Here is a 23,118-nt window from a genome sequence, read left to right as displayed (position 1 = left end):
CGGCCGTACGGCATTCGACCACCCCGCCCCTGACCCGGGCGGGGCTCTAATGATTCATTCGTCTAGGGGGTTTCCCGTGTGGGGAAGGTTCCGGCCCGGAGCCGGAGGGCCGCGCGTCCGCGTGGCCGAGAACGTACGGAAGGGCGTGGCCATATCGGTCGCCGTGGCGGTGCTGGGCACCGTCACCGGTGAGGCCGCCGCCGCGACCGCCGGACGCGACGACAAGGCGTCGGTGACGCGGACGGTCCAGTCGCTGGACCAGCTGGTGGCGGGGCTGAAGCCGAAGAACGCCGGTACGCCGGCGCCCGCCGCGAAGTCGGAACTCGACCGGATCAGCGCCGAGCGGGACCGGCAGCTCGTCGAGGACTTCGCGGAGTTCGACGCGGAGGAAGAGGTCCGCGAGGCCGCCAGGAAGGCGCTGGAGAGCACCGACCCGAACGCGATCCGGGATTTCCTCCAGCACGGTGAGGCCGAGGCCCGCCAGCGTGCCAAGGACAAGCGGGCCGGCGCCGACGTCGCCAACCAGGCGCAGATCGAGAAGCTGCGCGGCACCGGCGGCACGTTCTTCAACGCCGAGGTCGAGCGGGTCCTCAAGGGTACGCCGCAGGACCGCGCCGACTTCCTGGCCTTCGGCGCGGAGATCGCCAAGCAGCGCGACGAGGCGGAGAAGCAGAACGCCGCCAAGCGCGCCGAGGAGAACCGCAAGCGCGTCGAGATGCTGGCTGCGGTGGGCGGCCCCGCGGTCAAGCGGGCCGCGCAGGCAGCGCTCGACTCCAAGAACGACGCGGTGATCGCGGAGTTCCTGGAGAAGGGCTACCAGGCCGCGGCGCAGCAGGACGCCGATGACCGGGCCGCGCACGAGAAGGCCCAGAAGGAGGCCCAGGAGGCAGCGGACAAGCTGCGGGAACTCGCCCGCAGGACCACGATCGCCGCCGAGGCCCGCACCAAGCTGATCGCCGCGCACGGCGACGCCGTCAAGGCCCTCAAGAACGCCTCCAACGCCATGTCGTCGGCGGCCTCGACCGCCCGCGAGGCGGACCGGATGCTGGCGGCCGACCGGGCCGGCAAGCGCCTGTCGAACTACGACCCGGTCAAGACCGAGGTCAAGCGGCAGGTCGGCTACGCCCAGGACGCCGCCAAGGCGGCGCAGGTCGCGGCCGCGCAGGCCAAGGTGCAGGCCGATGTCCTGGTGGAGACCGGTCTGGAGCACGGCACCCAGTGGGCCGAGGTCGCCTCGGGCATCGCCTCCGCCGCGGACGCCGCGGCGAAGGCCGGCCAGACGGCGCAGCAGGCGGTGGAGGCCACCGCCGCCACCGCCGCCGGCCTGAACGCCAAGAACCAGGCCGAACTGCACGAGCAGCAGGCCAAGAAGTGGCGGGCGAACGCCGAGGAGCACGCCCGGGCCGCGGCCCGACTGGCCGAGGCCGCCGACAAGCAGGCGAAGATCGCCGCGACCGCCGCGGGGCGCGCCAAGGACGCGCGCGTGGCCGCCGAGCAGGCGGAACGCGAGGCGTGGGAACACGCCCGCAAGACCCGCGACGCCCGTCTCGAGGCGGAGCGGCAGGCCCAGGTCGCCGCCGAGCAGCGCAAGATCGCCGAGCGGGAACGCGACCTCGCCGCGGCGGCCCGCGTCCGGGCCGAACGCGAGCGGGACATCGCCGCGGCGGCGCGGGCACGCGCCGAGGCCGAGGCCCGTACGGCCTCCGCCGCCCGCGCGCAGGCGCAGGCCGCCGCCGCCACCGCGGCGTCCGCCCGCGCGAGCGCCGAGAAGCAGGACGGCATCGCCGCCGAGGCGGACCGCAAGGCGGGCGCCGAGGAGACCAACGCCCGCAACGCCCGCAACGCCGCCCGCGCGGCCGAGCAGCGGCACGAGGCGCAGGAGGCCCGTGCCCGCGCGACCGAGGCGATGGCCGCCTCCGGCCGCGGCACGGTCCACGCCGCCGAGGCCCGGGCCGCCGCCGACGCGGCGCGCGCCGACGCCAACACGGCGGGCACGGCGGCCGGCCAGGCCCGCACCGCCGCCGACACCGCCGGCGGTGCGGCCGTACGGTCGCGGGCCGCGGCCACGGAGGCCGCGGGCGCGGCCGCCCGGGCCCGTGCCGCGGCGGCCGAGGCCACCGCGCACGCCGCCCGCGCCAACGCGGCAGCGAACAAGGCCGAGGCGGCCGCTTCCGCCGCCGGCGCCGCGGCGAACCGGGCGGAGGCGCAGGCGGCCCTCACGCACGCGGCCGCCCTGCGCGCCAACCAGAAGGCCGCGGAGGCCACGGCCCAGGAGGCCCGGGCCGGCATCGCCGCGCACGAGGCCGCCCGGCTCGCCGGGCTCGCCGCCATGGCGGCGAACAACTCCCTCCAGGCCGCGAACCGCACCAAGGAGGAGGCGGAGGGCGCCGTCCGCGAGGCCGCCATGGCCCGGGTCCAGGCGGGCATCGCCGTCAAGGCGTCCGCCGCGGCCCGCGCCACCGCCGCCGGCATCGCCGAGCCGGCCAACACGGCCATCACGCTGACCGCGCCGTTCGTCGGCAAGGACGTCGACGCCGACTTCGCCGCCGAGGTCGCCGCCGCGGCGCTGGAGATGGGCGCCGAGCAGGTCGCCTCGGCCGAGGCGAAGGCCGCGGAGGCCGTCAAGGCCGCCGAGGCTGCCGAGGCCGCGGCCAAGCGGGCCAACGCCCAGGTCGCCCCGGCCTTCCAGGCCGCCGCCGACGCGGCGCGCTCGTCCGCGAACGCCGCGCGGTCCGCCGCCGCGGCCATGAAGTCGGCGGCCCAGGCCGCCGAGGAGGGCGCCAAGGCCCGCGCCGCCGCGGCCCGCGCCAACCAGGCCGACGCCCAGGCCCAGGCCGACGCCAAGCTCGCCCGCACCGCCGCCAACAAGGCGTACGCGGACGCGGCCGCGGCCCGCAACGCCGCCGTACAGGCGGAGGCCGAGGCGTCCCGCGCCCGCGGCGCCGCCGCCGAGGCCGACAATCACGCGGCCGCCGCCAACAGCGCCGCCAGCCTGGCCGAGCAGGAGGCCAGCGTCGCCCAGGGCGCCGCCGCCCAGGCGGAGAAGGACGCGGCGGACGCGAACAAGTTCGCGGAGTCGGCCGAGGGCCACGCCAAGTCGGCGGAAGCCGCGGCGAAGAACGCCAACACGTACGCCAAGGAGGCGGACGAGGCGGCGAAGAAGGCCGAGGAGTACGAACGCGAACAGCAACGCAAGGCCCGCCAGGCGGCGGCGAAGGAGGCCAAGACAGAGGGTGGCACCCCGGAGCTGACCAAGCAGGAACTCGATGCGCTGAAGGCGGCGGGCATCTCGCCGGAGGAGTACGAGAAGGCCCGCCAGCTGGCGAACAAGGACTTCCTCGACTTCCTCGTCGAGAACGGCGGTCAGATCATCGTCGACCTCCTCTTCGAGGACATCAAGAACTGCATCACCGAAGGTGACTTCGAAAGCTGCTTCTGGGCCGTGGTCGGAGCCCTTCCGTGGGGCAAGGCGCTCAAGCTCATCAAGGAGATGCCGGCGATCACCAAGGCGGTCAGCCGCATCGTCACTGGTCTCGACGATTTCCTTGACGCCTCCGCGACGGCCAAGAAGCTGATCGCGAAGGGCGAGGAGGTCCTCGAGAAGCTCCGCAAGACGCCGCCGTGCCTGCCGGGCAAGAAGGGGGACAACAGTTTCGTCCCCGGCACCCCGGTCCTCATGGCCGACGGTACGAGCAAGCCGATCCAGGACGTCCGGGTCGGGGACCGGGTCCTGGCGACCGACCCCCGGATCGGCACGTCCGGGGGCCGCACCGTCACCGACTTGATCGTCGGCGAGGGCGACAAGAAGCTGCGCGAGCTCACCGTCGACACCGACGGTGCGGCCGGTGATGCCACGGGCGTTCTCACCGCCACGCACAACCACCCGTTCTGGGTGGACAACCGGCAGGCATGGGTGGAGGCCGCGGACCTGAAAACCGGCGACCGGCTGCGCACTCCGGGGGGCGAACTCAAGGAACTCGTCTCCGTCCGTGCGTGGACTGAGCCGATGCGGGTCCACAACCTGACGGTCGACGACCTCCACACGTACTACGTCCTGGCGGCAGCCACGCCCGTCCTGGTGCACAACACGGGACCGTCCTGCGGTGAGATCACGACGGAGCTCCTCGATCAGGCGTGGTCGACCTGGAACACTCCGGCGAACCTGGAGCACGTGATCGACCCGGCCAAGCACGGCTTCGGAGATCTGGTGACCAAGGCCGGCGGCCGGGAGAAGGCCCTTCGCTCGATCATGGACAGTCTGCTGGGTGCCACTGATATGCCGGTCGCCGGAAAGTACGAGGTGACGCGCGTCATCGAAGGCGAGACGGTGACGATCAGGGGAGCGGTGGTGAACGGAATGCCTCGCCTGGGTACGGCGTTCATCGAAGCGAAGTTCCCCGGCAAGAAATGATCATGCCCGCCATTGGAGGGCTACTGAACGGAGGTTCCTGCTGTGGCCGTTGCGATCGTTCCCCGGCCCCTGAATCCGGGCGAGAGGACTGTGCTCGACCTGATTCTCGACCGGGAGTTCCCCGGCGCGGCCGAATTGCGAGCGCAGATCGATTTCGTGCGAGTCGTCGCGCAGTGGGGAGTCGGTTCGCCGAGCGTCGACCTGGAGGTGCTGGAGGGAACTCCGCGATCACCGGGAGTCACCGGTGTGCTGCCGGTGGACGCCACCGTGAAGGACGAGGACGGCTCACTCTTCGGGGAGATCATCGTATGGGCCACCGAGGGTCACCTTTCGGCCATCGAGTACGTCTGGTACGGGGATGAACCGCCCACCGGCCTGCCGGCTCCTGAGATGATCACCGTCGAGGTCCGGGCCTAGTCCCGTTTCATCACGCTCCGCCATGAAGCCCCACCGGAACGGATTTCCGGTGGGGCTTCCGGCGTTATGACGACAGCGGCCCCGCCCAGGCCGTCGGGCGGTGGCCGCGCCTCACAGCCCCAGTTCGGCCGTGGTCAGGCGGGCCACCGCTTCCTTCTCGCCGTCCAGCGTCACCGACGCAGCCGCCTGGCGGCCGAAGCAGAACAGCGTCAGCTCACCCGGCTCGCCGGTCACCGTCACCACCGGCGCACCCTTGTGCGCCACCACCGTCCGCCCGTCGGGACGCCTCAGCACCAGGCCCACCGGCGACCGGCGGCCCGTCAGGCGCGCCAGCTTCTCCAGCCGGGACCACAGCGCGTCGGAGAAGACCGGGTCCAGTTCCCGCGGGTACCAGTCCGGCTGGGCGCGCCGGACGTCCTCCGCGTGCACGTAGAACTCGACCGCGTTCGCCGCCTCGTCGATCTGCTTCAGCGCGTACACCGACATCCTCGGCGGGCCGGTCCTGATCAACTGGATCAGTTCCTCGTACGGCTTGGCCGTGTACTCCTCCATCGCCTTGTCCAGCCGGGCCTTCAGCACGTTCAGCAGCAGGCCGCCCGCCGCGTCCGGCCGCCGCTCCCGTACCACCACGTGCGCGGCCAGGTCCCGGCAGGTCCAGCCGGCGCACAGCGTGGGGGCCTCCGGACCGGCCGACTCCAACAGGTCCGCCAGGAGCAGGCGTTCACGCTTCGCATGGGTAGACATGCGGGCCAGCCTACGGCGGGAACCCGCCGAGCACCCGCTCATCAGGCGGACGCGGATCATCACCCCCGCCCCGGCCCGGCACAATGTCCCCATGAGTACGTCCCCCCGCCCCGGCAACCTCGACCCCGCCATCGCCGAGCGCCTCAAGCGTTCCGCGGACGGGCTGGTCCCGGCCATCGCCCAGCAGTACGACACCGGTGAGGTGCTCATGCTCGGCTGGATGGACGACGAGGCCCTGCACCGCACCCTGACCACCGGACGCTGCACCTACTGGTCCCGCAGCCGCCAGGAGTACTGGGTCAAGGGGGACACGTCCGGCCACTTCCAGCACGTGAAATCCGTCGCGCTCGACTGCGACGCCGACACCGTTCTCGTCCGGGTCGACCAGGTCGGAGCGGCCTGCCACACCGGGGCCCGCACCTGTTTCGACGAAGATGTCCTCCTCCGCGCAGCCGACTAGGTAGGGTCCCCGAAATGGATCTTGAGACGTTCCGCAAGCTCGCGGCCGACCGCCGCGTCATCCCCGTGAGCCGCAAGCTGCTGGCCGACGGGGACACCCCCGTCGGGCTCTACCGCAAGCTGGCAGCCGAACGCCCCGGCACCTTCCTCCTGGAGTCCGCCGAGAACGGCCGCTCCTGGTCCCGGTACTCCTTCATCGGGGTCCGCAGCGACGCGACCCTGACCGCCCGGGACGGCCGGGCGCACTGGATCGGCACCCCGCCCGTCGGCGTACCCACCGACGGCGACCCCCTCGACGCCCTGCGCGCCACCGTCGAGGCCCTGCACACCCCCCGCGACCTCGCGGGCGCCATGCCCCCCTTCACCGGCGGCATGGTGGGCTACCTCGGCTACGACATCGTGCGCCGCCTGGAGCGCATCGGCGAGCACACCGCCGACGACCTGGAGCTGCCCGAGCTGACCATGCTGCTCACCTCCGACCTTGCGGTCCTGGACCACTGGGACGGCACCGTCCAGCTCATCGCCAACGCCATCAACCACAACGACCTCGACTCCGGGGTCGACGAGGCGTACGCGGACGCCGTGGCCCGCCTCGACGCGATGGAGGCCGACCTGGCGCGGCCCGCCCCCTACGTGCCGGCCGCGCTGCCCGCCTCCGAGCTGCCGGAGTTCTCAGCCCTGTGGGGCGGCGAGAAGTACCAGGCGGCCGTCGAGGACATCAAGGAGCGCATCCGGGCCGGCGAGGCCTTCCAGGTGGTGCCCTCGCAGCGGTTCGAGACCCCCTGCAAGGCTTCCGCGCTGGACGTCTACCGGGTGCTGCGGGCCACCAACCCGTCCCCGTACATGTACCTCTTCCGTTTCGAGAACGGCTTCGACGTGGTCGGCTCCAGCCCCGAGGCGCTGGTCAAGGTCGAGGACGGGCGGGCCATGGTCCACCCCATCGCCGGCACCCGCCACCGCGGCGCGACCCCGCAGGAGGACAACGACCTCGCCGACGAGCTGATGGCCGACCCCAAGGAGCGGGCCGAGCACCTGATGCTCGTCGACCTGGGCCGCAACGACCTCGGCCGGGTCTGCGAGCCGGGATCGGTGGAGGTCGTCGACTTCATGTCGATCGAGCGCTACTCCCACGTCATGCACATCGTCTCCACCGTGACGGGGCGCGTCGCCGAGGGGAAGACCGCCTTCGACGTGCTCACCGCCTGCTTCCCGGCCGGCACCCTCTCCGGCGCGCCCAAGCCCCGCGCCATGCAGATCATCGAGGAGCTGGAGCCCTCCCGCCGCGGCCTCTACGGCGGCTGCGTGGGCTACCTGGACTTCGCCGGGGACTCCGACACGGCCATCGCCATCCGCACCGCGCTGCTGCGCGACGGGACGGCGTACGTGCAGGCCGGAGCGGGTGTCGTCGCGGACTCGGTGCCCGAGCTGGAGGACAACGAGTGCCGCAACAAGGCGGCCGCCGTGCTGCGCGCGGTAGGAGCGGCGAACCGCCTGACCGGCTCCTGAGGACGTAGGGGATAGTGGGGTACGTGAGTGCCGTACCCCCGCCCCGAAACGACGCCGACGCCGAGTCCGAGCCCGCGGCTCCCGACAGCCGCGGCGGCCGCCGCAGTGTCGCCGTCGCCCTGCTGCTCGGCGCCCTCGGCGCCACCGTCGTCCTGCTCGCCTCCGGCCGGACCTGGGCCCGGGGCACCGCCGCCATCGGCAGCGACTCGCTCCAGCTGGCCGCCGACGGGCGGGCCGTCACCGGCCTTCCCGCGGCGCTCGCCATCGTGGGCCTCGCCGCGCTGGTCGCCGTCTTCGCCGTGCGCGGCAGGAGCCGGCTGCTGGTGTCGGGGCTGCTGGCCCTCAGCGGCCTGGGCGCGGCCCTGTCGGCCGTCCTCGGTGCCGACGGCCGCAGCGCCCTGGACGCGCAGGCCGCCCGTACGACCGCCGACAGCGCCGCGCACGTGGCCGGGCTGACCCAGACGACCTGGCCGTACGTCACGGCCGCCGGCGCGGTCCTGATCCTGGCGGCCGGTCTGCTGGCGCTGCGCTTCGGCCGGGGCTGGCCCTCCATGGGGGGCCGCTACGAGCGTGACGGCAGCCCGCGTGCCCGGACTGTCGCGGCGGTTGATCCGGACCGGCCGGAAGATCTGTGGAAGGCTCTGGACCGCGGCGAGGACCCGACCACCGACCCGGGCGCCGACCGCGGCCACTGACCGGGCCCACTGACCCGACCCCCGTGGACGGCGAAGCCGCCCGGTACGGGACAATGGTCGCCGAGCGTTCGACACAGACCGCACGTTCGACACAGCAGCGCGAGAGAGCAACGAGGAGCAACTCATGGCGGGCTCTAGCCACGGACACACCCCGGCCGCCTGGACCGGTGTCATCATCGCCTTCATCGGTTTCTGCATCTCCGGCGCCTTCATGGTGCTCGCGAACCCGCTCGGTTTCTGGGCCGGTCTCGTCGTCGTCGCGCTCGGCGGTGTCGTCGGCCTGGGGATGAAGGCCGCGGGCATGGGCGCGCCGAAGGCCGCCCACAAGGACCTCGCCGAGGTCATCGCCGCGTCCAAGGTTCCCGCCAAGGCCTGAGCGCGCGAAAGACGCGGTACGCGGCGAAGCGGTTCGCAGCGACGCAGCCGAAAGGCGCGGCCCCGCCGGGCTGCGCCTTTTGTCATGAGCGGAGAGAATCAGCAGGTGGACGCCTCTCGTACCCCCGATGCCCCGCCGTCACCGGCGCCCGTGCCCGCGCAGCCGGGACGGCCCGCCGGGGGGCCGTCCCCGTCCCCGTCCCGGGTGCGGCGGCTCGCCGTCCCGGTGGCGTACCTGGCCGGGGTCACCGCGGCCTTCGCGTACGTGGGCGCCGTGGATCCCAACGAGCCCGGTCACTACCCGGTGTGCCCGCTGTTCCGGCTGACGGGCGTCCTGTGCCCGGGGTGCGGCGGCCTGCGCAGCGCGCACGCCTTCGCGAACGGTGATCTGATCACCGCCCTCGGGGCGAACGCGCTCGCGGTCGCGGGCTATTTCGTCTTCGCGGGATTCATGGCCCTGTGGCTGGTCCGCGCGTTCCGCGGCGGGCCGACCCCGAGGATCGTCCTGCGCCGGAAGTACTGGTGGGCGCTCGGTGCGCTGGCGCTGGTCTTCGCCATTGTCCGAAATCTCTCCTTCGGCTCCGCACTGGCGCCCTGAGCCCGCCGGGCAGGCCCTATGAAGCACGGATTCCGAATGTCCAGTTACTGGGACGACGTCAACCGCGTGCGGAGGGCGACGCCTCCTGCGGATACCATTTGAATGCCGACCTTGCTGTTGTACGTGTCTGCAAGGCGGCCGACCGTCATCGACCCGGAAGGGGGCCGCTCGCGTGAGTGTGCTCGACGAGATCATCGAAGGGGTCCGCGAAGACCTTGCCGAACGGCAGGCCCGCGTGAGCCTCGACGAGCTCAAGGAGCGTGCCGCCAAGGCGCCCCAGGCCAAGGACGGCGTCGCTGCCCTGCGCGGCGACAGCGTCAAGGTGATCTGCGAGGTCAAGCGCTCCAGCCCCTCCAAGGGCGCGCTGGCCGCCATCGCCGATCCGGCCGGGCTCGCCGCTGACTACGAGGCCGGCGGGGCGGCGGTCATCTCCGTCCTCACCGAGCAGCGCCGGTTCGGCGGCTCGCTGGCCGACCTGGAGGCCGTCCGCGCCCGCGTGGACATCCCGATCCTGCGCAAGGACTTCATCGTCACGGCGTACCAGCTCTGGGAGGCCCGCGCCTACGGCGCCGACCTCGCCCTGCTGATCGTCGCGGCCCTGGAACAGGAGGCCCTCGTCTCCCTCATCGAGCGGGCCGAGTCCATCGGTCTCACCCCGCTCGTCGAGGTCCACGACGAGGAGGAAGTGGAGCGTGCGGTCGCGGCCGGCGCCAAGATCATCGGCGTCAACGCCCGCAACCTCAAGGACCTCAAGGTCGACCGCTCCACCTTCGAGCGCGTCGTCGGCGAGATCCCGGACCACATCGTCAAGATCGCCGAGTCCGGCATCCGTGGCCCGCACGACCTGATCGCCTACGCCAACGAGGGCGCCGACGCCGTCCTCGTCGGGGAGTCCCTGGTGACCGGCCGCGACCCGAAGGCGGCCGTGGCCGACCTCGTCGCCGCCGGTGCCCACCCCGCCCTGCGCCACGGGCGGAGCTGACCCGCACCCATGGCCCACGACCGCTCCTGCGTCCGCACCCGGCCGGGCACCCGCCCGGCCGGCGTGCCGACGGTTCACGCGCCCCTGGCGCGCGGCTGCCGCCCCCGCGGCTGCCGCGCCCCGGCCCGGCGTGTGCACGGGCGGCGGGTCCGGTACGTGATCGGCTCCGAGCCCGGCCAGGTCAACGGCATGCGATGGCGCCGCGGAGGCGCGCTGTAACGAGGGCCGCCGCGGCCCGGTACGCCAGACGTACCGCGCCGCGCGCTGCTCCCGTACGGCCTGGCGTCCCGGGCCGCCGGCTCCGGACGCGGGCCGCCCCGCACCGTACGCACGACATCCCCCAGCGGGGTGTGCGCGGCACGGGCGGGCGGCGCAATACGGTGAATCCACCCCGCCGCATCTCGCACCCGTAGGAGCACTGGACATGTCCAGCGAGTTCTTCATTCCGGACCCGGAGGGTCACGTTCCCAACGCCGAGGGCTACTTCGGCGACTTCGGCGGCAAGTTCATCCCGGAGGCGCTCGTCGCCGCCGTGGACGAGGTCGCCGTCGAGTACGAGAAGGCCAAGGGCGACCCGTCCTTCGCGGCCGAGCTCAACGACCTCATGGTCAACTACACCGGCCGCCCGAGCGCCCTCACCGAGGTGCCGCGCTTCGCCGAGCACGCCGGCGGCGCCCGGGTCTTCCTCAAGCGCGAGGACCTGAACCACACCGGCTCGCACAAGATCAACAACGTGCTGGGCCAGGCGCTCCTCACCAAGCGCATGGGCAAGACCCGCGTCATCGCCGAGACCGGCGCCGGACAGCACGGCGTGGCCACCGCCACCGCCTGCGCGCTCTTCGGCCTCGAATGCACCATCTACATGGGCGAGATCGACACCCAGCGCCAGGCCCTCAACGTGGCCCGCATGCGCATGCTGGGCGCCGAGGTCATCGCCGTGAAGTCCGGCTCCCGGACGCTCAAGGACGCGATCAACGAGGCGTTCCGCGACTGGGTCGCCAACGTGGACCGGACCCACTACCTCTTCGGTACGGTCGCCGGCCCCCACCCCTTCCCGGCCATGGTCCGCGACTTCCACCGGGTCATCGGCGTCGAGGCCCGCCGCCAGATCCTGGAGCGCACCGGACGGCTGCCGGACGCCGTCGCGGCCTGCGTCGGCGGCGGCTCCAACGCCATCGGCCTCTTCCACGCCTTCATCCCGGACACCGACGTCCGCCTCGTCGGCTTCGAGCCCGCCGGGCACGGCGTCGAGACCGGCGAGCACGCGGCCACGCTGACCGCCGGCGAGCCCGGGATCCTGCACGGCTCCCGCTCCTACGTCCTCCAGGACGAGGAGGGCCAGATCACCGAGCCGTACTCCATCTCGGCCGGCTTGGACTACCCGGGCATCGGCCCGGAGCACTCCTACCTCAAGGACTCCGGCCGCGGCGAGTACCGCGCGGTCACCGACGACGCGGCGATGCAGGCCCTGCGCCTGCTCTCGCGCACCGAGGGGATCATCCCGGCGATCGAGTCGGCGCACGCCCTCGCGGGCGCCCTCGACCTGGGCAAGGAGCTGGGCAAGGACGGCCTGCTGGTCGTCAACCTGTCCGGTCGCGGCGACAAGGACATGGACACGGCGGCCCGCTACTTCGGGCTGTACGACGGCGAGGGGGAGAACAAGTGAGCACCGGAAACCTCCAGCTGCTGAGTGACACCCTCGCCAAGGCGAAGTCCGAGGACCGCGCGGCCCTCGTCGCCTACCTGCCGGCCGGCTTCCCGACCGTCGACGGCGCCATCGAGGCGGTCAAGGCCGTCATCGAGGGCGGGGCGGACGTGGTCGAGATCGGCCTCCCGCACAGCGACCCGGTGCTGGACGGCGCGGTCATCCAGACCGCCGACGACATCGCCCTGCGCGGCGGAGTCAAGATCGCCGACGTGATCCGCACGGTCCGCGAGGCACACGAGGCGACCGGCGCCCCGGTCCTGGTGATGACCTACTGGAACCCCATCGACCGCTATGGCGTCGAGCGGTTCACGGCCGAGCTGGCGGCGGCGGGCGGCGCCGGCTGCATCCTGCCCGACCTGCCGGTGCAGGAGTCCGCGCTGTGGCGCGAGCACGCGGACAAGAACGGTCTGGCGACCGTCTTCGTCGTGGCCCCCAGCAGCAAGGACGCGCGCCTGGCCACCATCACGGCGGCCGGCTCCGGCTTCGTCTACGCCGCCTCCCTCATGGGAGTCACCGGCACCCGGGAATCCGTCGGCAACCAGGCCGCCGATCTGGTGCGCCGCACCCGCGCCACCAGCGACCTGCCGGTCTGCGTCGGCCTCGGAGTCTCCAACGCCGTCCAGGCCAAGGAGGTCGCGGGCTTCGCCGACGGCGTCATCGTCGGCTCGGCCTTCGTGAAGCTGCTCCTGGACGCGCCGGACCTGCCGGCCGGTCTGGACGCCGTACGGGCGCTCGCCGGCGAGCTCGCGGAAGGCGTACGCCGGAGCTGACGCACGTTCGACGCGAGCCACGGATGTCTGATCGGGTTCCGTAGCCCGTTCGGGTGGAAGTGCGGCAGGGAGGCACGCGAGTGCCTCCCTGCTTCGTTTGGCGGAGCGTGAGCGAGAAGAACGACGGTGCGAACCGCGATGCGACGAAACGATCGGCCCGGGAACGACTCCTCGTGGAGCGCGAGCGGCAGAAGACCCGGGACAAGCGCCGGCGGACCCTCGTCGTGGCGGCGGCGGTGGTCGGCGTCCTCGGCCTGGCGACCGTCGTCGGCGTGATCGCGGCCAACACCGGCAAGGACGACTCCGCCAAGGCGGGCCCGGTGGTCGCCCCCTCCGGGGCCACCGGGAAGGACGCCCTCGCCATCCAGGCGGGCAAGCCCGAGGCGAAGTCCTCCCTCACCGTGTGGGAGGACTTCCGCTGCCCCTCCTGCAAGTTCTTCGAGGACAACTACCGCGATGTCATCCACGACCTGGAGGCCAAGGGGCTGCTCAAGGTCGACTACCACCTGGTCACGCTCATCGACCGGAGGATGGGCGGCAGCGGCTCGCTGAAGGCGGCCAACGCGGCCGCCTGCGCGCAGGACGCCGGCAAGTTCACCGAGTACCACGACCTCCTCTTCCAGAACCAGCCGCAGGAGATCGACGACGCCTTCGGCAAGAACGCCAAGCTGCTGGAACTGGCGGGCAAGGTCGACGGGCTGGACACCCCCGAGTTCCGCTCGTGCGTCGAGGACGGCACGCACAACAGCTGGGTGGCCAAGTCGGACGCCGCCTTCACGGCCGGACAGTTCCGGGGCACCCCGACCGTGCTGCTCAACGGCAAGGACATCCTCTCCGACCAGGCCAACCAGGTGACCCCGCAGAAGCTGAAGGAACAGGTGGAAGCCGCCGCCAAGGGCTCGGGAGGCGCGGCCGCCGGGGCCGGGACAGGAGCCGGGGCCGGGAAGGCCTCACCGTCGGGCAGCGCGACCCCCGGATCCGGTACGAAGGCGGGGGCGAAGGCATCGCCGTCGGCCTCGCGCACGGGCTCGGGCGGGTCGTCGGGCGGCTCCTCCAGCGGCTCCGCGCAGGACTGAAAGCGGCCCGTTCCAGGTCTGGATTTGGTTTCGTCTTGCCGGGCGGGTTGCGGTGCGCACCGCCCGGCAAGGTAGCGTCATGTCTGCCATGGACCTTGCTTACATCCCCAGTCCGTCGACCGGCGTGATCCATCTCGGACCGATCCCGCTCCGCGGCTACGCGTTCTGCATCATCATCGGCGTCTTCGTCGCCGTCTGGCTCGGCAACAAGCGATGGATCGCGCGCGGCGGAAAGCCGGGCACGGTCGCGGACATCGCCGTGTGGGCCGTGCCCTTCGGCCTGGTCGGTGGTCGCCTCTACCACGTGATCACCGACTACCAGCTCTACTTCGGCGCGGGCCGCAACTGGGTCGACGCCTTCAAGATCTGGGAAGGCGGACTCGGTATCTGGGGCGCCATCGCGCTCGGCGCGGTCGGTGCCTGGATCGGCTGCCGCCTGCGCGGTATCCCGCTGCCCGCCTGGGCGGACGCCCTGGCCCCCGGTATCGCGCTGGCGCAGGCCTGTGGACGCTGGGGCAACTGGTTCAACCAGGAGCTGTACGGCCGGGCCACCGACCTGCCGTGGGCCGTGGAGATCAGCGCGGGCCCGAACCGGGACGCCGGGACCTACCACCCGACCTTCCTGTACGAGTCGCTGTGGTGCGTCGGTGTCGCGTTCCTGGTGATCTGGGCCGACCGCCGCTTCAAGCTCGGCCACGGACGGGCCTTCGCCCTGTACGTCGCCGCGTACTGCGTCGGCCGCGGCTGGATCGAGTACATGCGCGTCGACGAGGCGCACCACATCCTCGGCGTCCGGCTGAACGTCTGGACCTCGATCGTCGTCTTCGTCCTGGCGGTCGTCTACCTGGTGCTGTCGGCGAAGCTGCGGCCGGGCCGCGAGACGGTCGTCGAGCCGGACACCTCCGGCGGCAAGGACGGCGACGAGGCGGCTCCGGCCGACGCGGAAGGGTCCACCGACGAGGCGAAGCCGGAGCCGGCCAAGGCCGGCGCACCCGTCTTGACGAAGGACGCCCCCGCCGAGGCCGAGGCCCCGGAGGCGGGCAAGCGCTGAGCTCAACGCTCCGAGAAGGGGGTGCCGCGTAGCCCGCGGCGCCCCCTTCGCGTTTCCCGCCGACCGAGGGTGGTGCCCCATGCCTGGTGGCGCCGCGCCACATCTAGCCCCGCCGGCGTTTGAGGCGCGGGGTCCGGGGCGGAGCCCTGGGAAGCGGCGCCGCGCGCGGTTCCGGTCGGTCGCCGGGCGGGTTCCGGGCGGAGCCCGGGCCGCGGGTCACGGCGCGGGGCCCCGGGCAGAGTCAGCCGGCGGTCGAGCGCGCGGCGAGCGCAAGGGTGCGGTGCGCCGCCGCCACGACCGCCGGATCCACGAACCGGCCGTCCGGCAGGGCCAGCGCACCCGGGGTCGCCCGCGCAGCGCTCAGCACCTCCACGGCGGCGTCGACCTCCTCGGGCGCCGGGAGGTAGGCCCGCTCGATCACCGGGAGCTGGCGCGGATGGATCGCCGCCCGGCCGAAAAAGCCGAGGGCGCGCCCCCGCGCGCACGAGACGGCCAGCGACTCCAGGTCCCGGATGTCCGGGAACACCGACTGGGCCGGGGGCGCGAGCCCCGCGGCCCGGGCCGCGACCACCACCCGGGAGCGGCACCAGTCCAGGCCCGTCTCCGCGCTGACGGCCAGATCGGCCCGCAGGTCCGCCTCGCCGAGGGAGAGCCCGCGCAGGGCGGGGTGCGCGCGGGCGATCTCGTACGCGCGCTCCACGCCCACCGCCGATTCGAGCAGGGCGTGCAGGCTCACGCCGCCGGTGCGGTCGGCGGCGGCCGTGATCTGCCCGGGTGCGCTGATCTTGGGCAGTCGCAGCCCCGCGAGGCCGTGCAGCCCGCCCAGCGCGGTCAGGTCCGCACCGCCCCACGGGGAGTCCAGGGCGTTGACGCGGACGTGGACGGGGAGCGAGGGCCGCTCGGCCAGCAGATCGGCGGTCGCGGCGCGGGCGTACTCCTTGCGCGAGGCCGGCACCGCGTCCTCCAGGTCGACGATGACGGCGTCCGCCCCGCAGCCGAGGGCCTTGGCGACCACCTCCGGACGGTCGCCCGGCGCGTACAGCCAGGTCAGGATCACAGGGCTCCCTCGGTCCGCAGTGCGGTGATCTCGGCCTCGGTCAGCCCGAGCTCGGTCAGGACCTCATCGGTGTCCGCGCCGTGCGGGCGGCCCGCCCAGCGGATGCCGCCGGGCGTCTCGGAGAGCCGGAAGAGGACGTTCTGCATGCGCAGCGGGCCCAGCTCCGGGTCTTCGACCTCGGTGACCGTGTCGAGAGCCGCGAACTGCGGGTCGGCCATCACGTCCCGGACGTCGTAGACCTGGGCTACGGCCGCCTCGGCGTCCTCGAACGCGGCCACCACTTCCTCCGCCTTGTGCCGGGCGATCCAGCCGCCGACGGCGTCGTCGAGCACGTCCGTGTGCCGGGCCCGTCCGGCGCCGGTCGCGAACCACGGCTCGGCGATCAGTTCGGGCCGGCCCACCAGTCGTACGACCCGCTCGGCGATGGACTGGGCCGAGGCTGAGACCGCCAGCCAGCGCCCGTCGGCGGTGCGGTAGGTGTTGCGGGGGGCGTTGTTCGCGGAGCGGTTGCCGGTGCGCGGCTGGACGTAGCCGAGCTGGTCGTACCAGAGCGGGTGCGGGCCGAGCACGGTGAGGATCGGTTCGACGATCGCCAGGTCCACGACCTGGCCGTGCCCGGTGCGGTCCCGCCCGGCGAGGGCGGTCATCACGGCGTACGCGCAGGTCAGCGCGGCGATCGAGTCGGCGAGCCCGAAGGGCGGCAGGGTCGGTGGCCCTTCCGGCTCCCCGGTGATCGCGGCGAAACCGCTCATCGCCTCGGCGAGCGTGCCGAAGCCCGGACGGTGGGCGTACGGGCCCTGCTGGCCGAAGGCCGTGACGCGGGCCAGGACCAGGCGCGGGTTGGCGGCGGACAGCTCGGGCCAGCCCAGCCCCCACTTCTCCAGGGTGCCGGGGCGGAAGTTCTCGACGACGACGTCGGCGGTGGCGGCGAGCCGCAGCAGGGTGTCCCGGCCGCCCGGGGTGGACAGGTCGAGGGTCATCGTCCGCTTGTTCCGGCCGAGGAGCTTCCACCACAGGCCGATGCCGTCCTTGGCGGGGCCGTGGCCGCGCGAGGGGTCGGGTCGGCCGGGGTGTTCGACCTTGACGACCTCGGCGCCGAAGTCGCCGAGCAGGGTGGCGGTCAGCGGCCCGGCGAAGAGGGTGGCCAGGTCGAGCACGCGGAGCCCCGCCAGCGGCCCCTGCCGCTGCCCTGGCCGGGCGTCGGCGGGTGGGGGCTCGGCCCCGGGGCGGGGGGTCGGGGCGACGGCCCGATGCGGGCCTGCGTTCCGCCGCCCCGTGGCTTCGCCGGGGGCGGCGGCTTCGGTGGGGCCGGGCGCGCGCCGGGTCGTCTCCTCGGGCGCCGAACGGGGCCCGGGGCCGGACGGTGCGGCGGCGGTGCGTTCGGCGCCCTGCGGGGATCGCCCCGACACGCTCCCGTTCCCGGCGGAGTACGTCGGCGCGGCGCCGGTGTCCGACGGGGGCCGGGGCCCTTCGGGGGTCACGAGGCGGCTCCGGTTGCGGCCTCGCCGGCGGCGGGACGGCCCGCCTGAACGTGCTCCGGATCCCGCCTGGCCAGGGCGAAGGCGTCGGTTTCGGCGCGGGTCGGCATCGAGTCCTGGGCTCCCGGGCGCTGGACGGAGAGCGCGGCCGCCGCCGAGGCCCAGCGCAGGGCCTCGGGCATCGGCCGGCCCTCGCCCAGGGCCACGGCGAGGGCGCCGACGAAGGTGTCCCCGGCGGCGGTCGTGTCCATGGCCCGCACCCGGGGCGCGGGCACCGTCAGCGGCTCCGCGCCGCGGGCGGCGTACAGCGCCCCGGCCGCCCCGAGGGTGATCACGACCTCGGGCACCTCGGCGAGCAGGGCCTCGGCGGCCTGGAGGGGGTCGGTGAGCCCGGTGAGGGCGGCCGCCTCGTGCTCGTTCGGGACGAGGAGGTCGGTGGCGGCGAGCAGATCGGCGGGCAGCGGCTGCGCCGGGGCCGGGGTGAGCACCGTACGGACGCCGTGCGCGCGGGCGGCGAGGGCCCCGGCGAGGACGGCGGACAGGGGCAGTTCGAGCTGGAGGAGGAGGGCACCGGCGGCGGCGATCCGGGCCTCGTCCCCCGTCTCCAGGCCGGTGACGGCGGCGTTCGCCCCGGGGACGACGATGATGCTGTTGCCGCCCTCGTCGTCCACGGTGATGTGGGCGGTGCCGCTGGCGCCCTCGACGGTGCGCAGGCCCGCCGTGTCGACCCCGGCCGCGGTGAGCGCGGAGCGCAGCCGTACGCCGAACTCGTCGGCCCCGACCGCGCCGATCATCACCACCTTCCCGCCGGCGCGGGCGGCGGCGACGGCCTGGTTGGCGCCCTTGCCGCCGGGGACCGTGCGGAAGGCCCGGCCGGTGACGGTCTCCCCGAGGCGGGGGGCCTTGGGGACGTAGGCGACGAGGTCCATGTTCGTACTGCCGAGCACGGCGATGGCCGTCATGAGCGTGCTGCCTCCTGTGCGGTGAGGTGGGCGAGGGTGTCGAAGCCGATGCCGTCGAACCCGGGGACGGTGGTGGCGAGGCGGTTCTTGAGCGGTGCGGTCCAACGGTGCGGGACGGCGTCCGGGGAGCCGGCGAGCAGTCCGGCGAGGGCGCCGGCGGTGGCCCCGTTGGAGTCGGTGTCCCAGCCGCCGGACACGGCGCGGCACACGGAGCGGGAGAAGTCGCCGTCGGCGTGGGTGAGGGCGGCGGCGATCAGCGCGGTGTTGGGGACGGAGTGGACCCAGTGGTAGTGCCCGTAGCGGGCGTGCAGCCGGTCGACGACGACGTCGAAGTCCGCCTCCTGCCCGGCCGCCCGGATCCCGAAGCGGACGGCCTCGGCCAGGCGCGAGCGGGGCGGTACGAAGGCCAGCCCGGTCCGGAGCGCGGTGTGGACGTCCGACCGGCCGGTGGCGGCGGTGGCGGTGGCGGCCGCGACGAAGAGGGCGGCGTAGACGCCGTTGCCGGTGTGGGTCAGGGCGGCGTCCCGGTAGGCCTGGGCCGCGGCGGCGGCCGGATCGCCGGGATTGGTCCAGCCGTGGACGTCGGCGCGGATGAGGGCGCCGATCCACTCGCGGAAGGGGTTGTGGTGCGTGGCGGTGGCGGGCGGCTCCAGGCCGAGGAGGAGGTTGCGGTAGGCGATGCGCTCGGCGGTGAAGGTCCGCCCGGCCGGCAGCTCGTCGAGCCAGAGGCGGGCCACGTCGGCGGTGGTGAAGCCCTTGCCGTGGCGCTGGAGCAGGAGCAGCCCGAGGAGGGGGTAGTTGAGGTCGTCGTCCTCGGGCATGCCGTCGATGTTCTCGGCGAGGGAGGTGGGGGCGGAGCGGCGGTTCCAGGGGTAGGCGGCCAGCACCTCCGGCGGGACCCCGCGTTCGCTGAACCAGTCGTCCAGCGGCCAGTTGCCGGCGGCGCGGGCGAGCGCCCGGACCCCTTCCAGGGGCAGTTTCTCGACGGGCTTCCCGAGCAGGCACCCGACGGCCCGCCCGAGCCAGGCGGCTTCCAGCCGGGCCTGCAGGGCGGCCTCCGGCCCGGTCCGTGGGGTGGCCTCCGGCCCGGTCCGTGGCAGGGTCTCCGGCCCCGTGCCCGGTGGCGCGGCCGCGGCGGGCCGCACGTGGTCCCGCGCTGCGGGCGGGGCCGCGTTCCTGCTGTCCGGCGGCGGCTCGTGGGATCGGCGGTCGGGCCCGGTGCGTGGCCGTGCCGCCGGGTGTTCGGGATAGCGGTCGGGCCGAGTGCTCGCCGTGCGGGCCGGGGCGGCTCCGGGGGTGGTGGGCAGCATGGGATCCCGCCCTGCTGCGGGTCCTACCCGGATGCCGCCCGGCGGCGGTGGTGCCCCCGCTGCGCGGGACGGCATGCGGCCGGGGACCGGACCCGTGCTCGTGGGCGCCCGCTCCGGGTGGGAGCGGACGTGGGCGCGGCCCGCGGGCCATGGACGCTCGGGGTCCGGGTCGGTGGCCCCCCGACCCGGGCTCGTCGCCGGACCCGGTGGGCCGGCATGGTGGCCGCCTTCCGGGCCCGGCCCGTGGGGCCGCTCATCGGAGTCGGGGTGCGGCCGTGCCTCCGCAGGCACGGCCCTCGTCGCGCGGTGCGGTCCGAGGTCCGGGGCGGTGCCCGGGGCGCATGGCGGGGCGGGCAGGCCGGTGGGCGGGGTGTCGGGGCCGGGGTGCGGCCGTGGCGACTCGGCCGGGGGCCAGGTGGCCTGGATGGCCGGCCAGGAGTGGGGTTCGTCGGATGCCGAGCGGGGTGGGAGCGCAGCCAGGTCGTCGAGGAGGCGGGCGGCCAGCGCGCGGAGTTCCGGTGGGGCCGGGGTGGGGGAGGCGCCCGCGCGGTCCGGGGCGGGGTGGCCGCCCGCCACGAGCCAGGCGCGCAGGGCGGCGGCCGGGTCCCGGCCGTCCTCCGCGGCCTGGCGCAGCTCGTGCCCGACGAGGTCCTCGGGCTGGGCCCAGGTCAGCCGCAGGAGTCGGCGAGCGGCCGGGGCACGCCCGGTGGTGTCCGTCATCGCTCCGCCGCGAGCGCGGTGAAGGCGGACTCGTGGGCGCGGCGGCGGGAGCGGTCGAGGGCGAAGATCTCCCGGGCCACCGAGGCCAGTGCCTCGGCCGGGGCGTGCAGGTCGAGGCGGCTGGCCTCGGCGACCTGCTTGGCCCAGGCGGCCGGGACCACGGCCTCGCCGCCCAGGGCTCCGGCGATCGCTCCCGCCATGGTGGCGATGGAGTCGCAGTCGCGGCCGTAGTTGACCGCGCCGAGCACCGCGGTCTCGTATCGTCCGTCCGCGACGAGCAGCATCCCCAGCGCGACCGGGAGTTCCTCGATGGCGTGCAGGCGGGAGGGCCGGCGGGCGCCGAGCGAGGGGTTGCGGTAGTCCGGTCCGACCGAGTCGTACGGGGTCACCGCCGCCCGCAGCGGGGCCAGCGCCGACTCGAAGTCACGGTGGCCGGCGGCCACTTCGCGGACGGCCGCGATGGCCTCGCGGGTCCCGTCCCTGGCCAGGGACAGGGCCGTGTCCACCACCGAGGCGGCCGTGGCCCCCGGCACGCACGCGGCCGCCACCGCCGCCGCGAAGACGCCCGCCGCCTCCCGTCCGTACGAGGACTGGTGCGCACCGGCGATGTCCAGCGCTTCCGCGTACGCGCCCGCCGGATTGCCCGCGTTGGCGATGCCCACCGGGGCCATGTACATCGCCGCGCCGCAGTTGACGATGTTGCCGTTGCCGGCCTCGCGGGGGTCGGCGTGCGCGTAGTGCAGCCGGGTCACGATCCACTTCTCGGCGAGGAAGATCCGCTGGAGCGGGAGGGCCTCGGCCTCGAGTTCGGGGATCCAGCGGGGGTTGGTCATCAGGTCCGGGACCAGGTGCTCGGCGACGGCGTAGGCGTCGAGGTGGTCCCGCACCGCCTCGTAGACCCGTACCAGCGCGTGCGTCATCAGGGTGTCGTCCGTGACGTGCCCGTCGCCCTTGTGGTACGGCGCGATGGGGCGGGCCGTGCGCCAGTCCTCGTACCAGGGGCCGACGATGCCGTGCACGCGGCCGCCGTGCCGTTCCACGATCTGGTCCGGGGTCCAGCCCTCCACCGGGCCGCCGAGCGCGTCGCCGACGGCGGCTCCGACGAGAGCGCCGCGGGCCCGGTCCTCCAACGTGAGCGTCATGTCCGAATCATCCCTTGGGTGAGGTGAGTTCCGTGGCCGTGAGGAGCGCGGCGAGTTCCACGAGGTCGGTGCCGGCGAGGCGGGGGAGGGCGCAGCCGGAGAGGGTGCGGCAGGCCTCGCGCCAGGCGGCGGGGATCGAGTCGCCGCCGCCGAGGACCCCGGTCAGCGCGCCGGCCAGGGCGGGGGCGGAGTCCGCGACGCGGGACAGGCAGGCGGCGGCCGGGACGGCCTCGGTCATCCTGCCGCGGGCGGCGGTGGCGAGGGCGAGGGCCACGGGGACGGTCTCGGCGGCGGCGATCCCGTAGCTGTAGACGTGGTCGACGATCTCGTGTTCGAGGGTGGGGACGATGGCGAAGGCGCCGCCGTCCTTGTGGGTGCGGGCGAGGTGGACGGCGTGCCGGGCGTTGCGGCCGATCTCGGTGGCCTCGGGGAGCTGGGCGAGGGCGGCGTCGACGGCGGCGTCGACGGCGTCGTCGGCGTGGGGGGCGGTGAGGGCGGTGGCGACGGCGGCTGCCATGGCGCGGGCGCCGTGCACGCCGTCGCCGTCCTGGGTGTAGCGGGCGTCGAACTCGGCGAGGTCGGCGGCGGCGCGGGCGTCGCCGGGATGCACGACGGCGAGGACGCAGGCGCGGACGCAGGCGGCGTCGTCGAAGTAGTGCGGATTGTCGTGGCCGGTGGCGGGCGGGCGCAGGCCGGTGGCGAGGTTGCCGAGGCCGGCGCGGACGGAGATCCGGGCGCGGAGGGGCAGGACGGCGGACTCGACCTCGGGCGCGCGTTCCGCTGCCGCGGCGACCTCGGAGGCCAGGGCGTTCCAGGCGAGGTCGATGGCGGCGCGCATCCTTCTCGACCTGCTGAGGTCGCTGAGGAGGACACCGGCGGCGGTGAGCACGGACTCGGCGACGAAGGCGGCCCATTCGGCGTCGTCGGAGGGGCCGAGGCGGAGGGGTTCGGGGGGCTGGTTGAGGGCGATGGGGACGGGGAGGGTGGTGGTGGCGTTCTGCTCGGCGAAGGTGTCGAGCTCGCGGGTGAGGCGGCGGGTCCACTCGGGCATCCGGCTGGCGCGGTGGCGCGCGGCGGGCCACCCGGCCGCGTCGCCCGCGGCGAGCCCGAGGAGGAGTCCCTCGATCGGCCGCCTCCCCCCTGCGGGGAGTTCGGCGGAACGCTCCGGGGTCCGGACGGCGGCCCCGGCCCGGACCAGGATCCGGGCCCCCGTCCCGGGGCGGGGCGCGAGCACGCTCCCCGCCTCGCCCGCTTCCGCCCCCGGGGGCAACGCCGACACCGTGCGCAGCGGCGCCCCGGCCGGGACCGGAGCCGTACCGGGGGCCAGGTCCCCGAGCCCCCGCTCGGCCGGGACCGGCTTCGCCGGGGCCGACCCCGGCAGTGCGCGTGGCGCCCCGGGCAGGGCCCGATCGTCCGGCGCCGGCCCTCCGGACTCCCGCTCGGCCGGGGCCGACTCCGTGGCCGGGGTCAGGTTCGCCGGGGCCGACCCCGGCAGCGTGCGCGGCGGAGCGGCCGTCAGGGCCCGACCGTCCGGAGGCGTACCCCCGGACCCCGGCTCCGCCGGGGCCGCACCCGTGGGAGGGGCCGGCTGCACCGCGGGCAGCGTGCGCGACGGAGCCCCTGCCGGGGACGGACTGGCCGGGAGCCGGTCTACGGG

Annotated in this window: 20 protein-coding genes; 13 read left to right on the top strand and 7 right to left on the bottom strand. The window is 74.4% G+C overall.

The genetic code is table 11. The annotated features are described in order from the left end of the window. The first annotated feature begins 121 nt into the window (after positions 1 to 121). Both ACXNSR_RS11045 and ACXNSR_RS11040 read left to right on the top strand, forming a co-directional pair. Positions 122 to 4,411, top strand: coding sequence for a polymorphic toxin-type HINT domain-containing protein (locus tag ACXNSR_RS11045; RefSeq protein ID WP_458641904.1), 4,290 nt, complete (start codon positions 122 to 124; stop codon positions 4,409 to 4,411). A gap of 90 nt (positions 4,412 to 4,501) precedes the next feature. Next, positions 4,502 to 4,828, top strand: coding sequence for a hypothetical protein (locus tag ACXNSR_RS11040; protein ID WP_458641903.1), 327 nt, complete (start codon positions 4,502 to 4,504; stop codon positions 4,826 to 4,828). 111 nt (positions 4,829 to 4,939) lie between these two features. On the opposite strand, the gene ACXNSR_RS11035 is transcribed toward ACXNSR_RS11040, so the two are convergent. Continuing rightward, positions 4,940 to 5,572: a TIGR03085 family metal-binding protein gene (locus ACXNSR_RS11035; protein ID WP_458641902.1), complete on the bottom strand. Its 633-nt coding sequence runs from the start codon at positions 5,570 to 5,572 to the stop codon at positions 4,940 to 4,942. A 91-nt stretch (positions 5,573 to 5,663) separates the two neighbouring features. On the opposite strand from ACXNSR_RS11035, the gene hisI reads away from it, so the two are divergent. The 11 genes from hisI (at position 5,664) to lgt (ending at position 14,792) form a co-directional block, all read left to right on the top strand. Further along, positions 5,664 to 6,032 carry a phosphoribosyl-AMP cyclohydrolase gene (gene hisI / locus ACXNSR_RS11030; protein ID WP_030773221.1) on the top strand — a complete coding sequence of 123 codons (369 nt, stop codon included), beginning with the start codon at positions 5,664 to 5,666 and terminating at the stop codon, positions 6,030 to 6,032. Positions 6,033 to 6,046: 14 nt separating this feature from the next. Further along, complete coding sequence (locus tag ACXNSR_RS11025; RefSeq protein ID WP_458641901.1) at positions 6,047 to 7,537, top strand: anthranilate synthase component I; 1,491 nt, start codon at positions 6,047 to 6,049, stop codon at positions 7,535 to 7,537. Between the two features lie 14 nt (positions 7,538 to 7,551). After that, complete coding sequence (locus ACXNSR_RS11020; protein ID WP_458641900.1) at positions 7,552 to 8,232, top strand: TIGR02234 family membrane protein; 681 nt, start codon at positions 7,552 to 7,554, stop codon at positions 8,230 to 8,232. A 124-nt stretch (positions 8,233 to 8,356) separates the two neighbouring features. Next, positions 8,357 to 8,608, top strand: a complete 252-nt coding sequence (locus tag ACXNSR_RS11015; RefSeq protein ID WP_458641899.1) for an HGxxPAAW family protein — start codon at positions 8,357 to 8,359, stop codon at positions 8,606 to 8,608. Between the two features lie 84 nt (positions 8,609 to 8,692). Continuing rightward, positions 8,693 to 9,205 (top strand): DUF2752 domain-containing protein, encoded by a 513-nt coding sequence (locus tag ACXNSR_RS11010; RefSeq protein WP_458641898.1) that lies wholly within the window; start codon positions 8,693 to 8,695, stop codon positions 9,203 to 9,205. A gap of 172 nt (positions 9,206 to 9,377) precedes the next feature. Further along, on the top strand, positions 9,378 to 10,187 hold the full coding sequence (trpC, locus tag ACXNSR_RS11005; protein WP_109782100.1) for an indole-3-glycerol phosphate synthase TrpC: 810 nt from the start codon (positions 9,378 to 9,380) through the stop codon (positions 10,185 to 10,187). A gap of 9 nt (positions 10,188 to 10,196) precedes the next feature. Continuing rightward, entirely contained in the window at positions 10,197 to 10,406 is a 210-nt protein-coding gene (gene trpM, locus ACXNSR_RS11000; RefSeq protein WP_458641897.1) for a tryptophan biosynthesis modulator TrpM, read from the top strand. Between the two features lie 205 nt (positions 10,407 to 10,611). Continuing rightward, positions 10,612 to 11,853, top strand: a complete 1,242-nt coding sequence (gene trpB, locus ACXNSR_RS10995; RefSeq protein ID WP_458641896.1) for a tryptophan synthase subunit beta — start codon at positions 10,612 to 10,614, stop codon at positions 11,851 to 11,853. Next, positions 11,850 to 12,665, top strand: coding sequence for a tryptophan synthase subunit alpha (trpA, locus tag ACXNSR_RS10990; protein ID WP_458641895.1), 816 nt, complete (start codon positions 11,850 to 11,852; stop codon positions 12,663 to 12,665). Before trpB ends, trpA begins: the two co-directional genes overlap by 4 nt. A gap of 107 nt (positions 12,666 to 12,772) precedes the next feature. Next, on the top strand, positions 12,773 to 13,741 hold the full coding sequence (locus ACXNSR_RS10985; RefSeq protein WP_458641894.1) for a DsbA family protein: 969 nt from the start codon (positions 12,773 to 12,775) through the stop codon (positions 13,739 to 13,741). A gap of 88 nt (positions 13,742 to 13,829) precedes the next feature. After that, positions 13,830 to 14,792, top strand: coding sequence for a prolipoprotein diacylglyceryl transferase (gene lgt / locus ACXNSR_RS10980; protein ID WP_458643267.1), 963 nt, complete (start codon positions 13,830 to 13,832; stop codon positions 14,790 to 14,792). A 241-nt stretch (positions 14,793 to 15,033) separates the two neighbouring features. Here lgt and ACXNSR_RS10975 read toward each other — a convergent pair whose 3' ends face one another. From ACXNSR_RS10975 to ACXNSR_RS10950, 6 genes are all read right to left on the bottom strand, one after another. Continuing rightward, positions 15,034 to 15,849: an HpcH/HpaI aldolase/citrate lyase family protein gene (locus ACXNSR_RS10975; protein WP_458641893.1), complete on the bottom strand. Its 816-nt coding sequence runs from the start codon at positions 15,847 to 15,849 to the stop codon at positions 15,034 to 15,036. After that, complete coding sequence (locus tag ACXNSR_RS10970) at positions 15,846 to 17,021, bottom strand: CaiB/BaiF CoA transferase family protein (RefSeq protein WP_458643266.1); 1,176 nt, start codon at positions 17,019 to 17,021, stop codon at positions 15,846 to 15,848. Before ACXNSR_RS10970 ends, ACXNSR_RS10975 begins: the two co-directional genes overlap by 4 nt. A gap of 305 nt (positions 17,022 to 17,326) precedes the next feature. Continuing rightward, complete coding sequence (rbsK, locus tag ACXNSR_RS10965) at positions 17,327 to 18,289, bottom strand: ribokinase (protein ID WP_458641892.1); 963 nt, start codon at positions 18,287 to 18,289, stop codon at positions 17,327 to 17,329. Next, complete coding sequence (locus ACXNSR_RS10960) at positions 18,286 to 19,674, bottom strand: ADP-ribosylglycohydrolase family protein (RefSeq protein WP_458643265.1); 1,389 nt, start codon at positions 19,672 to 19,674, stop codon at positions 18,286 to 18,288. The genes rbsK and ACXNSR_RS10960 overlap by 4 nt, the downstream gene beginning before the upstream one ends. A 641-nt stretch (positions 19,675 to 20,315) precedes the next feature. Then, the gene (locus tag ACXNSR_RS10955) at positions 20,316 to 21,461 is read right to left on the bottom strand and encodes an ADP-ribosylglycohydrolase family protein (protein WP_458641891.1); all 1,146 of its coding nucleotides are present in this window, start codon (positions 21,459 to 21,461) and stop codon (positions 20,316 to 20,318) included. 7 nt (positions 21,462 to 21,468) lie between these two features. Then, complete coding sequence (locus tag ACXNSR_RS10950) at positions 21,469 to 23,055, bottom strand: ADP-ribosylglycohydrolase family protein (RefSeq protein WP_458641890.1); 1,587 nt, start codon at positions 23,053 to 23,055, stop codon at positions 21,469 to 21,471. Positions 23,056 to 23,118: the final 63 nt, after the last annotated feature.

The sequence above is a fragment of the Streptomyces sp. NC-S4 genome, assembly GCF_054353315.1.
Note: the sequence above shows the minus strand (reverse complement) of the source record. Positions and strands in the feature narration are given on the sequence as shown.

Excerpts from the sequence above, each read along its gene's own strand:
- ACXNSR_RS11035 (WP_458641902.1), bottom strand. The coding sequence starts at position 5,572 with ATGTCTACCCATGCGAAGCGTGAACGCCTGCTCCTGGCGGACCTGTTG.
- hisI (WP_030773221.1), top strand. The coding sequence starts at position 5,664 with ATGAGTACGTCCCCCCGCCCCGGCAACCTCGACCCCGCCATCGCCGAG.
- ACXNSR_RS11025 (WP_458641901.1), top strand. The coding sequence starts at position 6,047 with ATGGATCTTGAGACGTTCCGCAAGCTCGCGGCCGACCGCCGCGTCATC.
- ACXNSR_RS11015 (WP_458641899.1), top strand. The coding sequence starts at position 8,357 with ATGGCGGGCTCTAGCCACGGACACACCCCGGCCGCCTGGACCGGTGTC.
- ACXNSR_RS11010 (WP_458641898.1), top strand. The coding sequence starts at position 8,693 with ATGAGCGGAGAGAATCAGCAGGTGGACGCCTCTCGTACCCCCGATGCC.
- trpM (WP_458641897.1), top strand. The coding sequence starts at position 10,197 with ATGGCCCACGACCGCTCCTGCGTCCGCACCCGGCCGGGCACCCGCCCG.
- trpB (WP_458641896.1), top strand. The coding sequence starts at position 10,612 with ATGTCCAGCGAGTTCTTCATTCCGGACCCGGAGGGTCACGTTCCCAAC.
- lgt (WP_458643267.1), top strand. The coding sequence starts at position 13,830 with ATGGACCTTGCTTACATCCCCAGTCCGTCGACCGGCGTGATCCATCTC.
- rbsK (WP_458641892.1), bottom strand. The coding sequence starts at position 18,289 with ATGACGGCCATCGCCGTGCTCGGCAGTACGAACATGGACCTCGTCGCC.
- ACXNSR_RS10960 (WP_458643265.1), bottom strand. The coding sequence starts at position 19,674 with ATGCCGTCCCGCGCAGCGGGGGCACCACCGCCGCCGGGCGGCATCCGG.
- ACXNSR_RS10955 (WP_458641891.1), bottom strand. The coding sequence starts at position 21,461 with ATGACGCTCACGTTGGAGGACCGGGCCCGCGGCGCTCTCGTCGGAGCC.